Origin of the sequence: Sphingorhabdus rigui (assembly GCF_014196595.1) — a bacterium.
Classification (GTDB): domain Bacteria; phylum Pseudomonadota; class Alphaproteobacteria; order Sphingomonadales; family Sphingomonadaceae; genus Sphingorhabdus_B; species Sphingorhabdus_B rigui.
This window is the reverse complement of the sequence record NZ_JACIEA010000002.1, coordinates 250,577-264,610: the sequence shown is the minus strand read 5'-3', so window position 1 is coordinate 264,610 and position 14,034 is coordinate 250,577. Positions and strand designations below refer to the sequence as shown.

General features: G+C 54.9%; 17 protein-coding genes, 1 tRNA gene and 1 pseudogene. 4 read left to right on the top strand and 15 right to left on the bottom strand.

Going from position 1 to position 14,034, the window contains the following annotated elements; genetic code table 11:
* Positions 1 to 9 precede the first annotated feature (9 nt).
* Positions 10 to 225, top strand: a complete 216-nt coding sequence (locus GGR91_RS08795) for a DUF5818 domain-containing protein (protein ID WP_183941825.1) — start codon at positions 10 to 12, stop codon at positions 223 to 225.
* 330 nt (positions 226 to 555) lie between these two features.
* Here the strand turns inward: GGR91_RS08795 and GGR91_RS08790 are convergent.
* Positions 556 to 632, bottom strand: a tRNA-Arg gene (locus GGR91_RS08790).
* A gap of 58 nt (positions 633 to 690) precedes the next feature.
* On the opposite strand from GGR91_RS08790, the gene GGR91_RS08785 reads away from it, so the two are divergent.
* Both GGR91_RS08785 and GGR91_RS08780 read left to right on the top strand, forming a co-directional pair.
* A complete protein-coding gene (locus GGR91_RS08785) occupies positions 691 to 1,422 on the top strand; it encodes a queuosine precursor transporter (RefSeq protein ID WP_183941824.1) in 732 nt (243 codons plus the stop codon).
* A gap of 6 nt (positions 1,423 to 1,428) precedes the next feature.
* Complete coding sequence (locus GGR91_RS08780; protein WP_183941823.1) at positions 1,429 to 1,815, top strand: hypothetical protein; 387 nt, start codon at positions 1,429 to 1,431, stop codon at positions 1,813 to 1,815.
* Here the strand turns inward: GGR91_RS08780 and purQ are convergent.
* The 4 genes from purQ to purC all read right to left on the bottom strand — a co-directional run bounded on the left by purQ (position 1,783) and on the right by purC (position 6,500).
* Positions 1,783 to 2,448, bottom strand: coding sequence for a phosphoribosylformylglycinamidine synthase subunit PurQ (gene purQ, locus GGR91_RS08775; protein WP_183942052.1), 666 nt, complete (start codon positions 2,446 to 2,448; stop codon positions 1,783 to 1,785). The two genes, GGR91_RS08780 and purQ, sit on opposite strands and share 33 nt — an antisense overlap.
* On the bottom strand, positions 2,448 to 2,678 hold the full coding sequence (purS, locus tag GGR91_RS08770) for a phosphoribosylformylglycinamidine synthase subunit PurS (protein WP_183941822.1): 231 nt from the start codon (positions 2,676 to 2,678) through the stop codon (positions 2,448 to 2,450). Before purS ends, purQ begins: the two co-directional genes overlap by 1 nt.
* A 122-nt stretch (positions 2,679 to 2,800) precedes the next feature.
* Positions 2,801 to 5,659 (bottom strand): M16 family metallopeptidase, encoded by a 2,859-nt coding sequence (locus tag GGR91_RS08765; protein WP_183941821.1) that lies wholly within the window; start codon positions 5,657 to 5,659, stop codon positions 2,801 to 2,803.
* Between the two features lie 61 nt (positions 5,660 to 5,720).
* Positions 5,721 to 6,500, bottom strand: coding sequence for a phosphoribosylaminoimidazolesuccinocarboxamide synthase (gene purC, locus GGR91_RS08760; protein ID WP_183941820.1), 780 nt, complete (start codon positions 6,498 to 6,500; stop codon positions 5,721 to 5,723).
* Positions 6,501 to 6,653: 153 nt separating this feature from the next.
* Here purC and aat point away from each other — a divergent pair, with 153 nt between their 5' ends.
* Complete coding sequence (gene aat / locus GGR91_RS08755) at positions 6,654 to 7,412, top strand: leucyl/phenylalanyl-tRNA--protein transferase (RefSeq protein WP_183941819.1); 759 nt, start codon at positions 6,654 to 6,656, stop codon at positions 7,410 to 7,412.
* A 35-nt stretch (positions 7,413 to 7,447) separates the two neighbouring features.
* On the opposite strand, the pseudogene GGR91_RS11745 reads toward aat, so the two are convergent.
* From GGR91_RS11745 to GGR91_RS08705, 10 genes and pseudogenes are all read right to left on the bottom strand, one after another.
* A pseudogene (locus tag GGR91_RS11745) lies at positions 7,448 to 7,699 on the bottom strand (DUF2155 domain-containing protein); the annotation flags it as partial.
* Positions 7,700 to 7,854: 155 nt separating this feature from the next.
* Positions 7,855 to 8,241: an NADH:ubiquinone oxidoreductase subunit NDUFA12 gene (locus GGR91_RS08745; RefSeq protein ID WP_183941818.1), complete on the bottom strand. Its 387-nt coding sequence runs from the start codon at positions 8,239 to 8,241 to the stop codon at positions 7,855 to 7,857.
* A 48-nt stretch (positions 8,242 to 8,289) separates the two neighbouring features.
* Positions 8,290 to 8,802 carry a DUF192 domain-containing protein gene (locus GGR91_RS08740; protein ID WP_246337127.1) on the bottom strand — a complete coding sequence of 171 codons (513 nt, stop codon included), beginning with the start codon at positions 8,800 to 8,802 and terminating at the stop codon, positions 8,290 to 8,292.
* Positions 8,799 to 9,560: a GIN domain-containing protein gene (locus tag GGR91_RS08735; RefSeq protein ID WP_183941817.1), complete on the bottom strand. Its 762-nt coding sequence runs from the start codon at positions 9,558 to 9,560 to the stop codon at positions 8,799 to 8,801. Before GGR91_RS08735 ends, GGR91_RS08740 begins: the two co-directional genes overlap by 4 nt.
* A complete protein-coding gene (locus tag GGR91_RS08730; protein ID WP_183941816.1) occupies positions 9,515 to 10,141 on the bottom strand; it encodes a class I SAM-dependent methyltransferase in 627 nt (208 codons plus the stop codon). The genes GGR91_RS08735 and GGR91_RS08730 overlap by 46 nt, the downstream gene beginning before the upstream one ends.
* Positions 10,142 to 10,160: 19 nt before the next feature.
* The gene (locus GGR91_RS08725; RefSeq protein WP_183941815.1) at positions 10,161 to 10,913 is read right to left on the bottom strand and encodes a head GIN domain-containing protein; all 753 of its coding nucleotides are present in this window, start codon (positions 10,911 to 10,913) and stop codon (positions 10,161 to 10,163) included.
* 76 nt (positions 10,914 to 10,989) lie between these two features.
* Positions 10,990 to 12,180, bottom strand: a complete 1,191-nt coding sequence (locus GGR91_RS08720; protein ID WP_183941814.1) for an FAD-binding domain-containing protein — start codon at positions 12,178 to 12,180, stop codon at positions 10,990 to 10,992.
* 2 nt (positions 12,181 to 12,182) lie between these two features.
* Complete coding sequence (locus GGR91_RS08715; RefSeq protein WP_183941813.1) at positions 12,183 to 12,527, bottom strand: thiol-disulfide oxidoreductase DCC family protein; 345 nt, start codon at positions 12,525 to 12,527, stop codon at positions 12,183 to 12,185.
* 116 nt (positions 12,528 to 12,643) lie between these two features.
* Positions 12,644 to 13,171 (bottom strand): CarD family transcriptional regulator, encoded by a 528-nt coding sequence (locus GGR91_RS08710; RefSeq protein WP_183941812.1) that lies wholly within the window; start codon positions 13,169 to 13,171, stop codon positions 12,644 to 12,646.
* Positions 13,172 to 13,379: 208 nt separating this feature from the next.
* Complete coding sequence (locus tag GGR91_RS08705) at positions 13,380 to 13,898, bottom strand: winged helix-turn-helix transcriptional regulator (RefSeq protein ID WP_183941811.1); 519 nt, start codon at positions 13,896 to 13,898, stop codon at positions 13,380 to 13,382.
* Between the last annotated feature and the right edge of the window lie 136 nt (positions 13,899 to 14,034).

Sequence of the window (14,034 nt, the reverse complement as noted above, 5' to 3'; positions counted from 1 at the left end):
CGCAGACATATGTCAACCATCGGCAACAGAATCGAAGAGACAGGCACGTTAATTGCCGATGGCGGCGGCTTTGCCTTGCGCCGCGATATCGGCGGTCGCTGGAAACTCGATCTCCACCGCGTACCTGTCGATTATGTCGAAAAGCGAGTTCGCATTTCCGGTATAATCGTTGCTGACGGGCTCGTCGACGTCGAGGCTCTTGGCCCAGATATCCCGACGCCCTAATATTCTGCGTTCTTCGCGACAATCTACTCGACTTCGTTGGGCGTTCGAGCATTGGTCTGCGTGTAACGCGCGGCTTTATCGCTGTGTGAACACGCCCCGCAGATGCGGGGCTGTCGGTGGTGGGACCAGCATGATGCTGATCCATTAATGGAGAACCACCTATGTCAAAGACACAAAAGTCCAAGCCGGCTGCCGCCCCTGCAAAGCAATTACCTCCAACCAAGAACAAGCAAGTTATCGACCTGCTGTTACGCGAAGGCCGGCATAACTCGGCCGTTCATAACGCCTGACGACAGAAGTCTCTGGAAAGGTGTGATTTCGCGGACTGCGTGGCGCGCCCTACAGGAGTCGAACCTGTGGCCTCAAGATTAGAAGTCTCGCGCTCTATCCAGCTGAGCTAAGGGCGCGCGCTGAGAGGCGCAATAACGGCTTTGCCTGCGAACGCAAAGCTGCTTATGTCATTTTATGCAAGATGCTCCTGTTGTAACCGAAAGCGCAAGTGCCGTCGCCGGACGCCAGTTCCGCTATTATGATTTTGTCATGGCCGCGTTCGTGGCCATTTTGCTGCTGTCCAACATCATTGGCGCGGCAAAGCCCGCTGCGGTGACCATAAGCGGGGAGCAATGGATATTCGGGGCAGGGATATTGTTTTTCCCGTTGGGCTACGTCATCGGCGACGTCCTGACCGAGGTATACGGCTATGCCCGCGCAAGGCGCGTCATCTGGGCCGGCTTTGCTGCCCTGTTGTTTATGGCGTTCATGAGCTGGGTTGTCGTTGCCTTGCCGCCAGCCCCGGGCTGGGAGGGACAAGCTGCGTATGAAAGCGTGTTCGGACAAGTGTGGCGGATCGTGATTGCGTCCATCACCGCTTTTTGGGCGGGTGAGTTTGTGAACAGCTATGTCATGGCGCGCATGAAGATCTGGACAGGCGGCAAGCATCTTTGGTCGCGTACCATTGGGTCGACCGTGGTGGGACAGGGCGTCGATAGCATCATATTTTACCCGCTCGCCTTTTGGGGCTTATGGAGCCAAGAGCAGGTGATCAGCGTTATGATTACCAACTGGCTGCTGAAAGTGGGCTGGGAAGTTGTGCTGACGCCGGTGACATATGTCGTGGTAGGCTGGCTGAAGCGTAAAGAGGGCGTCGATATTTTCGACGAGGGCACGAATTTTTCGCCCTTTAAAACCAAAGTTTAGGACGTCATGCAGGATTATTTGCAGCAGTTGGCCGCATATTGGATCGGCTATAAAATGCGCTTGGTTGAGGCGGTGGGATTGACCAACGATGCCATGCATATCCACGGTTCATTGTTGATATTATTTGGTTCAGCAATAATCCTGCGCCGCAGGCCCGACAGTGTTTGGTGTTGGTTGATCGTGCTCCTCGCCGAATTGTTCAACGAATATGCTGATCTGCAGGGTCAGGCACCGGGCGAGGCAACAACAGACGCTGCCATGCATGATCTTTACAATACCATGTTTTGGCCGACGATAATCCTAATACTGGGTCGGTTTATGTTTCCGCGCGCCAAAAAATCTGACGCAACACCCAACATATCAGGCGATTTCGCGGATCAGCCCCTCAAATAATCTCCGGCCGTCTGATCCACCCTGCATGGCCTCAATCATCCGTTCGGGATGCGGCATCATGCCGAGAACATTGCCTGCGTCATTGAGAACACCCGCAATGTTGCGCGCTGAACCATTGACGGGCTCGGCATAGCGAAACGCAACGCGGCCTTCGCCTTCCAAGCGATCAAGCGTCGCATCATCTGCAAAGAAATTACCGTCATGATGGGCCACCGGAATGTGGATTTTTTCACCGGCTGAATATCCGCTGGTAAACATGGATTGATTGTTTTCGACCGTCAGACCGACCGTGCGGCAGACGAAACGGATGCCCGCGTTGCGCATCAATGCACCGGGAAGCAGCCCTGCCTCGGTTAAGATCTGGAAACCGTTGCAGACGCCGAGCACCGGGACGCCGCGACCCGCAGCGGCAATGACCGCCTGCATCACGGGTGAACGTGCCGCCATTGCGCCAGAACGCAGATAATCCCCATAAGAAAAGCCGCCCGGAATTGCGATGAGGTCTAGTCCGGATGGCAATACGCTTTCGCGGTGCCACACAAGGCTTGTGTCCGCGCCGGTGATGTCACGAATGGCAACCGCCATGTCACGGTCGCAATTCGATCCGGGAAATTGAATGACGGCAGCGCGCATCATGCTTGCTCGATTTCGAAATTCTCAATGACCATATTGGCCAATAATTTCGTGCACATGGATTCCAGATCAGCCTTGGACAGACCAGGCTCATGCTCGATCTCAATCAGGCGGCCCGCCCGCACATCATGAACGCCCGAAAACCCAAGGCCTTCGATCGCGTGGTGAATGGCTTTCCCTTGCGGATCGAGCACGCCGTTCTTCAGGGTGACAAAAATACGGGTTTTCATGTGGGCCCTATCTGCTTGGTTGTTCGCCTTTCCTATAGAAGGCGCGCCGCGCGATTCAAGGGTAAGCTCGCGCCCAACAGGATTTTACACGCGTTCCGTAAGGCGATTTTGTTGCGCCGCTTTTACGGATTGGAGGGCGCCATGATGGGTTTGGCAATTGCCGCGTCAGGTAAGGCGCGGAATGTGAACTGTGCGGGTTTAGCCAGATACTGCTTGGCCAGTGCCCATAAATCCTGTGCAGTGATCGAATTGAACGTTTTTTCGTTCTGCCGGAACCGGTTCAGCTTGTCCGGATTAGTTTGCGCTTCTGCTGCAACCCCCAGCCATGTCGGGTTGCGCTTTTTCCAGTCGGCGTAGCTTTCGAGCACAGGTTTGCGTGCGCGTTCAAACAGATCGCTGTCAACGGGCGCTCTCACGATTTCGGCCATGACCTGATCAACCGCACGTTCGATGGCCGCGAGGTCCTTGGGATCGCCTGATGTCGAAATCGAAAATGCACCACGATCACGATAGACATCCGACATGTCAGATCCTGCCTGCACACCATATGTCGCGCCGAGCTTTTCCCGCAATTCGTCGGTAAGACGAAGGGTTACCGCACGCGCCAACAGGTCCATCGACTGCGTCAGCTTCTGATCGCGGTCACCCGTGGTGGTCCAAACCCGGCGCCATCCCAGCTGATTGGCTTCACCCTTGTGCGGGATGTCGAAATTCCCGCTCGCGGGGCTCCAGCGTGCGTCCTGAGGTGTCATATCTGCTGTGCCCGTTCGGGTGGCCATAGCGCCAAAGGTGCGTGCAACAGCAGCAATCGTGGCGGTTTCATCGAGATCACCTACGATTGCGATTTCCATCCTGTTCTGGATCAGGGCATCACCCAACGCCGATTTCAGCTGCGAAAAATCTGCAGCTTGGATGTCTTCAAGCGGTGCAAGCGCAAAGCGGGGATCATTGTCCGTCATGATTCGCGCCATGGCGACGCTCAATGCCGAACCCGGAGTTGCGTCCAGCCGCGCGTAGATTTCTGGCAATGGGCGGCGGAACAAGCGGAGCGCACTGTCGGCATAGCCGGGATATCTGGTGTATGCGGCCATCACCTGCAACTGGCGTTCCAAATCCACAGGTGCAACGGCGCCAGTGCCGCCGAAATAGTCTTCAGCTACCCCGAATGCGGGTGTGACGGTTGTCCCGGCAAGCAAGGAGCGCAGGTCTTCAAAGTCATGCACCGCAAGACCGCCGGAAACATACGCCCCGGACATCAGCCAAGCCAATACCGCCTTATCCTTGGCAAAATGCAATCGTCCGCCATCGATCCGCAAGGAATATCGCACGCGATTGTCCTCAAAATCGGTTTTTTTGAGGTTCAGCAAAACACCATTGGCAAAGCGGATGGTGCGAATGCCAAGGTCGGCAACGACGGTATCTTCAACGACAGTGCCCGCGGGACCAAAGTCTGTGTAGGCAAATGCTGATGCCTTGCGCGCAACGGGCGCCGCCACCGCAACGGCGCGGCTTGCACCATAGGCGGCCAAGATATCATCGGACTGCGTCCCTGACGTCTGCTTCGTGGACAGAAAAATTTGCGGGGCCGTCATCTGGCCAAACCATTTTGCGAACTCCGCATTGATCGCAGCTTTCGTCATGAACGGACGCAATTGCCGCCATAGCAGCAACCGGTAGGCGTCTGAATTATAGACGTCATCGTCAAGTTCGACCAATTTGTTGGCAATCGAAGCGCTTTGCTCTGTGCCCTCTGCCTTGGCGTTGTTTTCATAAGAGGTTTCGAGGCGCTTTATCTGCTCGGCAACTTCGGTGTCGTCAAAACCATATTGCAGGGCTTGCCGGACAGCCTGTTCTGTAAATGGCAGCAATGCCCGCCAACTGCCGTCTTTGCCGGCTGCGCCAAAGCTGACTGCGGCATAATTGTCGCAGATACCTAAGGTAAAGTTTACACCACCGCCTAGAAAGGGGATGTCCTCTGAACGCGACCGGCGGCTTATCCGCTGGGAAATGATGGCCGATGCAACTTGCATCTTGAGTTCAATCATCGCCCGTTCGACGGTGTCAGGCCGGAGTTTGTCCTTGAAAAACTGTTGAACGCCAATGGCTTCATTGATTTCAGGATGGGTAAAACTTGCGGCAGAAACGCCACGCGACGTATCGAGTTCGCACCGGTCAAGGTCGCCCAATGGCGGCGCTGCGACCTGCCAATCGGCGAATTTGTTCGCCAATTCGCGTTCGATCGCTATTGGGTCGACTGGCCCGACAATGATGATTTTGATCCGGTCTGGCCGATAATATGTGCGATAGAGCGCTTTCAACCGGTCCGCAGGTGCGGTTTCGATGATTTCGGACAGCCCAATCGGGTAGCGGGTCGAAAAATAGGTGTTGGGAAAAAAGAGAGTGTTGGCAGCCCGCCCACTTTGAAACGCGTAATTTTCGCGCTCGCGTCGCTCAGCCAATATGATCCCGCGCTCACGGTCAACCGATGCCGGATTAAACGAGATATTCCCTGCGGTTTCGCGCATCAGGAATAAGGCGCGCTCAATCAGGCGCGGGTCGGCTTTCGGCAAATCGAGCTTGTATTGGGTCTGTGTGTACCCCGTTGACGCATTCGTGTCGGCGCCAAAGGATAGGCCAAGCCGCTCAAGCATTTTGACCATCTCGCCCTCGGGCACATTCGTGCTGCCGTTAAAGGCCATATGTTCGATGAAATGCGCGAGCCCTTGCTCGTCATCGGCTTCTGCCGCTGACCCGAAGTCAATGACCATGCGCACAAGCACCTGATTCTGGGGGCGCTGGTTCGGGCGAATGGCGTAGCGCAGACCATTGGGCAGCCGCCCGTAAATGATACTGGCGTCCGGTTCGAGGTCAGATGTCTCCGCGTTCCACGGCTGAGTCCGCTCGGCAGACGCAGCAAGTGAGGATGAAGCTCCTGCAAAAAGGATTGCAATCGCGGATAGAATATTAAGCGCAGTTTTCATGCGCTATATTCTTTCGTAAAATTATGTGATCGGCAAGCTATTCTAGTAGAAAAATGTAGTTTTACTTACCTTTTCTTAACCTATGGCTAACCATATCCAGCACAGCGCCTTCGCTTTCATCCGGCATCAGGCCAAGACGGCGCGCAACTTCCTGATAGGCTTCGGCTTCACCACCCAAGTCACGGCGGAAGCGATCCTTATCAAGCTTTTCGCCCGTTTCGATATCCCAAAGGCGGCATCCATCCGGGCTGATTTCGTCCGCCAAAATGATGCGCGAAAAATCGCCATCAAACAGTCGGCCGAACTCCAGTTTAAAGTCCACCAATCGAATGCCAATCGCCGCAAACATGCCGCACATGAAGTCGTTGATGCGGATCGCCATCGACGAAATGTCCTGCATTTCCTCCTGCGTGGCCCAGCCGAAGCATGCGATATGTTCCTCGGCGATCAGCGGATCGCCCAGGCTGTCGTCTTTGTAACAATATTCCAGCAATGTGTGGGGCAGGGGTGTGCCTTCTTCGATACCGAGCCGCTTGGACAACGTGCCCGCAGCGACATTGCGCACAATCACTTCGATCGGCACGATTTCAACTTGCCGGATGAGCTGCTCACGCATGTTTAGGCGGCGGATGAAGTGGGTGGGAATGCCAATATGGCTCAGGCGCGTAAAAACATGCTCTGAGACGCGATTGTTAATGACGCCCTTGCCAGAAATCGTACCCTTTTTCTGGGCGTTAAAGGCGGTTGCATCATCCTTGAAATATTGGATCAGCGTGCCGGGTTCAGGGCCTTCATAAAGAATCTTGGCCTTGCCTTCGTATATTTTGCGGCGGCGGGTCATATGCGGTCCCTGACTTTGCTTAAAATGACGTGCCCCGGCGGGACCGGTCGTAAAGTGACCAGACGCTGCCGGGGCATTTTGTTCGCTATAATCCATTGCATGCGGCGGCGCAATTCGAGATAGGCCCCTTAACGGACAGGAAAGGACAGATTTTTGCCTATCGATCTGGATTTGCTGCTTCAGGCCTACGCCAATGGCATATTTCCGATGTCCGACGCGCGTGATGACCCCGATACGTTTTGGATTGAACCCGAATATCGGGCGATTTTGCCGTTGGAGGGGTTTCGGTTGTCCAAATCATTGGCGAAAACGATCCGGCAGGGGCGGTTTACCGTCACGGCGGATACCGCCTTTGCCCAAATTATCGCAACATGCGCCGAGTCGCAGGACGATCGGCGCGAGACGTGGATAAACCCCGATATCGAAGAATCCTTTTGCCAGCTGCATGCACAAGGCCGCGCGCACAGCGTGGAATGTTGGGTCGATGGCCGATTGGTCGGCGGGCTTTACGGGCTCGCCATGGGCCACGCATTCTTTGGCGAAAGCATGTTTTCGCGCGAGACCGATGCATCAAAGGTAGCGCTGGCATGGCTTGTCGCACGTCTTAAACTGGGCGGCTTCGCATTGCTGGATTGTCAGTTCATGACGGACCATCTGGCCAGCCTTGGTGCCATTGAAATCACCCAAGGCGCCTATCTAAAATTACTCCAATCGGCGTTAACGACGACCGGTCAGCCTTCGTCGGGTTTCGCGTCTTCGCCTGCTGGAGCAGCCGGTTCGGCAGGCGCAGCCTGGGGCGCACTGGACGATGCGTTATCGGCAGGCGCTGGCGCTTCTTGCGATGGTTTTTCTTCAACCGGCGTTTCTTCGCCCGGGAAGCTCATCCTACAGCTTTTGACCCAGACATCGTAGACCGGGTGTTCGACAACATTTGCAGCCGGGTTTTCTTTGAAAAGCCAGCCTGAAAACACACTGCGCCATCTTTCGGCATCGGTTGTGCCCGGCGGACGTTCATGCACCAGCAGTTGAACAAAGGCACCTTCATCGGGGTAATTTTCCCACGGCGCGGTTTTTTCACAGGCACGCAATCTCACGACAACTTTGCCAAAGCGAATCGCTTCGCCGGGTTTGAGTTCAATGTCGCGCGTTTGTCCGTTGCGTTTGTTCAACAGGCCCAGAACGGCAACACGTTCTGCCATGGGTGTGCCAAGTGCATTGTCGGAACCAGCAACAATCCGGTCTGCGGTCGCTTGGGCTTTACCGGATTTTTCCGGTGCCAGCTTTTCTTCGTCAGTGGGTCCGCACGCCGCGAGCGTTGCCAGCAACGGCAGCAGCAGCAGGCTGTGCCGGCGAATCATGATGCGTCGGGACTCCACGCCTCATAATCGCCAGTCGCGCGGGCACGATGGCCGCCACGCTGTATCGATCCTGCCGGCCGATAGGCACGGTCCGTGCCCGTCAAATTGGGCTCAGGCAGTGTTTCATAGCCACGTACGGGCGGCAAATAGCTTTCGGGATCACCATCATGGGTGCCATGCAACCATCCGTGCCAGTCGGGCGCTACGCGGCTTGCATCGTTCGCGCCATTGTAGATGACCCAGCGACGCTTACCGTCGGACGACTGATAATATTTGTTTCCCTCGGCATCGCTGCCCACAGCTTTGCCCTTACGCCAGCTGTAGATCGCCGTACCGATGGTGGCACCGTCCCACCAAGTGAAGATTTTACCGAGAATACCCATGGACCCGCGATTAGGAGCAAGCACGTTTCGGTGCAATCCCTATTTGCCTTACTTTGCGGTCCATTTAACCGTGTCACCCGCCGAAATACCAAGCTCGGCGGATAACCCGCCGCGCAGTTCCAACACGGCTCCAACGGGTTCACCCGAAGAAACCGGTATTGTGGAATAAGGAATTGTGTTTTCGGCGATGCTCTCAATCGTGCCGTCGGTCCGGACAAAGATGATGTCGAGCGGGATCACCGTGTTCTTCATCCAAAAGCTTGCCATGCGCGGTTCAGGAAAGGGAAAGACCATGCCGGCATTGTCCGCAAGCTCGGTACGAAACATCAATCCCCTGGCCTGCTCCATCGATGTCTGCGCAAGTTCGACCGTGAACGCCCGCGTTTTTGCGCCACTGGTGACGCACAATGTCACTTGTTCAAGCCCAGCGGCAGACCGACCTGCGCCCGTTCCGGGTTTGCACCCTGCGGTCTGGTTTCCGCCATTGGCAGGCATTGTGCACGCGGCCAGCGAAAGGGCGGTGGCGTAAAGGCCCATTTTGCCAAGCTTACGTAAATTCATTTAGGCGATCCTTTTTCGATTTTGGCACAGTTTATTGCGGCACTTCCGGCCTGTTTCAAAAAACAACTGCCGTTTCCACCTACATTGATCGTTCCGGTTCCGCGATTGAAGATATTGGCGGCTTCGTCGACATGCACGCGGGATTCCCCATTGCCGATATGTTCGAGCCGCAAATTGCGCATAGGTACATTGGCTGCGTCAAAATGACCGGCGCCATTCAATGTGACGCGCCCGTCACGGACTTTGCCGGCCTTTATCTCAATCCGTCCGTTTCCGTCGATGTCGGCCGAAAATTGGTCGGTGAGTAGCCGTTCGACCGAAATGGAGCCGTTACCCGCCAGCAGCATGCGGGCGGCGTCTTGTTGCTTTACCTCGGAAATTTGCACGCTTCCATTGCCGCTGACCGCCATGTCTTTAATCGCGTGAGTCGATAGCATGACCTCAAGCGGCTGTGTCATCGGAACGCCCTGTTCGTTGTTCAAAGAACCCTGAAGACGCACACGCAACGTCATGCCGACACGTTCCAGCTTCAGGGCGTCGAGCACCCTTTTGTCACCCTTGGCTCTCGCGGATGGCGCTTTGCCCGTTTGCACCTGTACTTTCATATCGCCGATGACTTGAATATTTTCAAAGCTGGCGACGAGGATTTTGCGTTCGTCGGCCAACACGGGCCTTTCCGCAAAAAATCCGACGGACAGCGAGATGGCAACAATTAATGTGCCAATGTTGCCTCGCCCCATTCCACCCAGCCAAGCCATTTCGGTGTCCTTTTCATATAATGTCCTTGCGGCGCATCACACACAAAGCCAGAATCAGATATGGCCCCAGTTACGGGTCGGGTCAAATGACATCCGCCGGCAATATGTTTCCAAACCGGCTCAATCCGATTTTGCCATATTGCCGCAGCAGGGTCTGGCGCTTTGCCATGCTCCAAAAATATCAGCCGCCCGCCGGGGCGTAGGACGCGCCGGACCTCCGACAATGCGGCGGTTGGATCTTGAACCGAACATAATGTGAAAGTGGTGACGACCGAGTCAAAACTGCTGCTTTCAAACGGAAGCGCCTCTGCAATGCCGTTTGCGAAATTTGCGCTTCGGCCCGATCGCAAGAGCGCATCTTGTGCGCGGCCAAGCAATTCCGGTGAGGGATCAACCCCCGATAATGTGCGCACCTGCGACCAGTCGTAAAACTGCAGATTGGTTCCGCCGCCGCAGCCCAGTTCCAGAATGTCTCCGGCAGCGCGCGGAACAACTTTTGCGCGATCACGCATCACCGCAGGCTGCGTGCAGGCGCAACCAATTAGGCGGGGCACGACGTGCCGGTCCCACCAACCGTTCATGCGCTGCGCTTCTGCAGATTTATGAGCAATTGATGTCTCCCGAGCCCATGGATTTTGAGGCGCAGGTTGCGCCACCTGTAACATTGATGTCGCCGCTGCCCGCGACCTTTGCTTCAACCTTGCCGGTGGCGTTAATGCTTACATCGCCCGAACCTGCGATTGACACTTCGGCATTCGTTGCGGTGAGTTTTTGCCCATTGATACTGCCCGATCCAAGAACCGAGAAATTGACGTTTTCAGCCGTCCCGGAAATGATTGCGTCACCGGATCCCGCAATTTTGGTTTCCAATGTTTTGGCGACAACTTGCGTGACTTTCAGGCTACCTGATCCTGCGATTTTGACCTCAACAGCGTCACCTTCCATTTTGTCTGCAGTGAAATCGCCGGAGCCTGCCAGCGACGCGGCCGTTAATTTGGGCGCAGTGATGGTGATGGTGACAGCTTTGCCTTCGTCTCCGAACCAATTGCCCTTGATGCGGCCAATTTTGATGGCGCCATTGTCCAATATGTAACGCAGGGTGCCAATGGCTTTTGCATTGCCCGCTGCCTTGATGGTGAAGGTGTCGCCGGTTACGAAGATGATATTGTCGGGGCCAAGGGCCTTGACCATCGTGAATGCTTCAGTCGTTGTTGCGGTTGAAGAGATAGTCTTTCCGTCCTCAAATCCGCTGGCGTTAGAACTTTTCACTTCATCGATGGCGTCCGAAACGGAATATCCACACGCGGGGAGGGCGAGTGCAGCAAGCGGCAGGAACAATATGATTTTACGCATGGGATAATCTCCTTGTGTATTGTGTTTATAATACACTTAGGGGGGCTAACTCAAGCGCAAATTGCAAGTCGTCCTATCAACCTATTTCACCCAAAATTTTCGGAATTTTTTCTTTGAAGGGGAAAAAGCCCTTGGTCGCATGTGGCCAGAATTTCTCGTCCCAGCTTCGACGGGTTTGGACCAGCGTTATGCCTTCCTGTTCCAGACGCGGAGAGAATTTGGCGAACAGGTCGGCAACCGGGCCCACCGGAGCGTAAGCGGTGATGATCTGTTCGGCGCCGGCTTGCTTTGCCTGTGTGATCAAGGTTTCGACATTCAGGGTATCGAGAATATCCGTGGGACATTGAAACGCAGTGTTGACCCGTTCTGCCGCGTCACGTGACGCGGTTGCGACGAAGCCACGTGCATTGTCGCCCCATAAGGTGGAGGCATCGGCGGCAATAAATGCCGCCTTGATGGACGCCGATGGAGCAAAGAGCGACTCTGGGTTCAGGTCATCCGGTGTTACCAACAACAATGCCGGCTTTTGCCTGTCCCATTGCGCTGCGAAGGGAATGGGACGCGGATTTGCGACGGTCAGATCAGGTGGGATGACGGCCGTCGTTGCCAGCCCTTTTGGTGCAAATCGTCCATTGGTATAGCGCGCGATATTGTCCGTTGTCGCGAGATAGGTTTTGCCAGCGGTTTGCAGGCCAGCCACCCAACGCCATGACAATGTGTTGCTCGCTGCGTCGGCGTCAACCAAGTGGCGCAGGAAAAAGTCCGCACCTAACGCCCATGGCAGGCGCAGTGTGAAAATCCAGATTGAGGCAAACCACATTCTTGCGTGATTGTGCAGATAGCCCGTTTCGACAAGCTCGCGTGCCCAATCGTCAAAGCCCTCAATGCCGGTCTGCCCAGCCTCTGCGTTACGGATTGCGCGCGCATTGGGGAAACTATCGCGCTGCCGGTCGCGTTCTTCCTGAAATTGCGTCCACACGGACGGGCGCATTTCCAGCCAACCCTTCCAATAAGTGCGCCACAATATTTCCTGAATGAACTTTTCCGCTGCTGGCAGGCTGTGCTGCTCCAGAACAGCTTGGGCGGCTTCCTGCTCGGTGATCATCCGATAGCGCAGATAAGGCGAGAGCTTGGAGACCGCACTTGGCTGCCCTGGCCCCGGATCCGTGTTGCGGCCAAAGGCATAGTTCTGTCCTGCGCCGGGTATGAACTGCGCAAGGCGCGCGCGCGCGGCGTTCCGCGAGGCGGGAAAAACATCGTTCATCATCGTTATGCCAGCCACTTTTGCAAATAAGGACGGATTTTCAGAAAGCGGACATAAAGCCGCTCAAATATATCCAAAATAACGGGATTTCGCGCAAGCCAGCCCAGCGGCTTAAGTAGGGGGATATGCCGCCACATGGCCGCAAATGCAGCCGCACCCGATAGCATCACGCCATTTTCACAGGCGTGAAGACGATCAAGCATCAGTTGCCGGTCAAGCGGGCATATCGCCGTGTCTGGCGCAATATCTTGGAAGTCGATTTTTCGCTGCCAATCGAGGCGCCGCATCAGTGCGATTTCGCGCACACACAGCGGACATGCGCCGTCATACCAGATGATGAGATTGAACATGCCTCTGTTTAGACGTGCCGCAAGAGGACGTCAGGCTGGGCATAATGTGGTATAACAAAGCGAAAAAAAAGGGCGCCGTTGCCAGCGCCCCTCAAATTTTCCGTTAAGGAAGCTGGTTATTCCGCTTTTTCGTAATATTGCGGAGCCGCTTCATTTAGAATAGCCAAAATTTTCTGGAGAGCCGCTTTTTCGTCGGTCTTTTCCATTGCCGCGAGCTCGCGCGCCAAACGGCTTGATGCCGCTTCAAAAATCTGACGCTCCGAATAGCTCTGCTCAGGCTGGTCATCGGGGCGGAACAAGTCGCGGGTCACTTCAGCGATCGAAACCAGGTCGCCGGAGTTGATCTTCGCTTCATATTCCTGGGCACGGCGCGACCACATGGTGCGCTTTACCTTAGGCTTGCCGGTGAGTGTATGCATTGCTTCTTTGAGCGTCTTGTCGCTCGACAGCTTGCGCATACCAACGCCTTCGGCCTTGTTGAAGGGCACGCGAAGCGTCATTTTTTCTTTTTCAAAGCGCAGCACATAAAGCTGAAGCTGCATCCCTGCGATTTCGGAATCCTGAAGCTCGATTACGCGACCAACCCCATGCTTGGGATACACCACATAATCGCCTACATCAAACATCGCCGCGGTGGACGTCATATTACGACCTTTCTGATTATTCGGGAGAATAAGCTCGCTGACAACATCTTGTTGTCCATAAGACAGTTGGCATTCGTCCCTTACGTCATCATCCGCTCAATCCCATGATAGGAAGGCGGTTATCGACCATTTTTGGCCTGTCGGCGCGGAGTGTAACAGATTCGCCACAAAAGTTCAATGCTGCTGTACAGAGCGTCAATAGTGCAATTTAAATGGCGCTTAATTTTCGCACGCGATCATCATGTTCGGCAAACACGGCATTGCTAATGGGCTTGATATCCGCCGAGTTCATCCAGCATAGGTCCATATGGCCAAGAACGCGGTCATCATGGCTTCTTATCGTGACCGGCAGGATAGGTTGATGATCCAGCTCATCGACCAAAACCGGATTGGATGGCACGCCCGTCCCCCATTTTTCGCCCCATTGGCGCAACGCAATCATGGTGGGCAGCAAATCCAACCCTTTTTCGGTCAGGCGATATTCCACTTTACGACGGTCATCAGGGCAGGGCGTACGATGCAATATGCCGCTTTCGCTCAATCGGCTTAAACGGTTGGCCAATATGTTACGCGCAATGCTGATTTCCGTGAGGAAATCTTCAAAATGGCGGATACCATTGAAGGCAGCGCGCAAGATCATGAACGACCATCGTTCGCCCATCGCCTCCAAAGCTGTCGGTAGCCCACACTCGGTAATATCCTGTAGTGACTCGCGCAACTCGCCCATATATTTATCCTCTAACGCACAGCGTGAGCCGACCCGAAAAATTTTGCAACCCCATTTAAGTTTTAAGTTGCAACTAAAAACCTAATCTAATAAGTAGCGATTCGCAACTGGTTTTCCAGAAGCGCAAAACGAGGGT

Excerpts from the sequence above, each read along its gene's own strand:
- GGR91_RS08745 (WP_183941818.1), bottom strand. The coding sequence starts at position 8,241 with ATGGGTATTCTCGGTAAAATCTTCACTTGGTGGGACGGTGCCACCATC.
- GGR91_RS08730 (WP_183941816.1), bottom strand. The coding sequence starts at position 10,141 with ATGAACGGTTGGTGGGACCGGCACGTCGTGCCCCGCCTAATTGGTTGC.
- GGR91_RS08765 (WP_183941821.1), bottom strand. The coding sequence starts at position 5,659 with ATGAAAACTGCGCTTAATATTCTATCCGCGATTGCAATCCTTTTTGCA.
- GGR91_RS08795 (WP_183941825.1), top strand. The coding sequence starts at position 10 with ATGTCAACCATCGGCAACAGAATCGAAGAGACAGGCACGTTAATTGCC.
- GGR91_RS08785 (WP_183941824.1), top strand. The coding sequence starts at position 691 with ATGCAAGATGCTCCTGTTGTAACCGAAAGCGCAAGTGCCGTCGCCGGA.
- GGR91_RS08780 (WP_183941823.1), top strand. The coding sequence starts at position 1,429 with ATGCAGGATTATTTGCAGCAGTTGGCCGCATATTGGATCGGCTATAAA.
- purQ (WP_183942052.1), bottom strand. The coding sequence starts at position 2,448 with ATGCGCGCTGCCGTCATTCAATTTCCCGGATCGAATTGCGACCGTGAC.
- GGR91_RS08710 (WP_183941812.1), bottom strand. The coding sequence starts at position 13,171 with ATGACGTCCACCGCGGCGATGTTTGATGTAGGCGATTATGTGGTGTAT.
- GGR91_RS08715 (WP_183941813.1), bottom strand. The coding sequence starts at position 12,527 with ATGTTCAATCTCATCATCTGGTATGACGGCGCATGTCCGCTGTGTGTG.
- GGR91_RS08735 (WP_183941817.1), bottom strand. The coding sequence starts at position 9,560 with ATGGCTTGGCTGGGTGGAATGGGGCGAGGCAACATTGGCACATTAATT.
- GGR91_RS08705 (WP_183941811.1), bottom strand. The coding sequence starts at position 13,898 with ATGGGCGAGTTGCGCGAGTCACTACAGGATATTACCGAGTGTGGGCTA.
- GGR91_RS08725 (WP_183941815.1), bottom strand. The coding sequence starts at position 10,913 with ATGCGTAAAATCATATTGTTCCTGCCGCTTGCTGCACTCGCCCTCCCC.
- purC (WP_183941820.1), bottom strand. The coding sequence starts at position 6,500 with ATGACCCGCCGCCGCAAAATATACGAAGGCAAGGCCAAGATTCTTTAT.
- GGR91_RS08740 (WP_246337127.1), bottom strand. The coding sequence starts at position 8,802 with ATGAATTTACGTAAGCTTGGCAAAATGGGCCTTTACGCCACCGCCCTT.
- GGR91_RS08720 (WP_183941814.1), bottom strand. The coding sequence starts at position 12,180 with ATGATGAACGATGTTTTTCCCGCCTCGCGGAACGCCGCGCGCGCGCGC.
- purS (WP_183941822.1), bottom strand. The coding sequence starts at position 2,678 with ATGAAAACCCGTATTTTTGTCACCCTGAAGAACGGCGTGCTCGATCCG.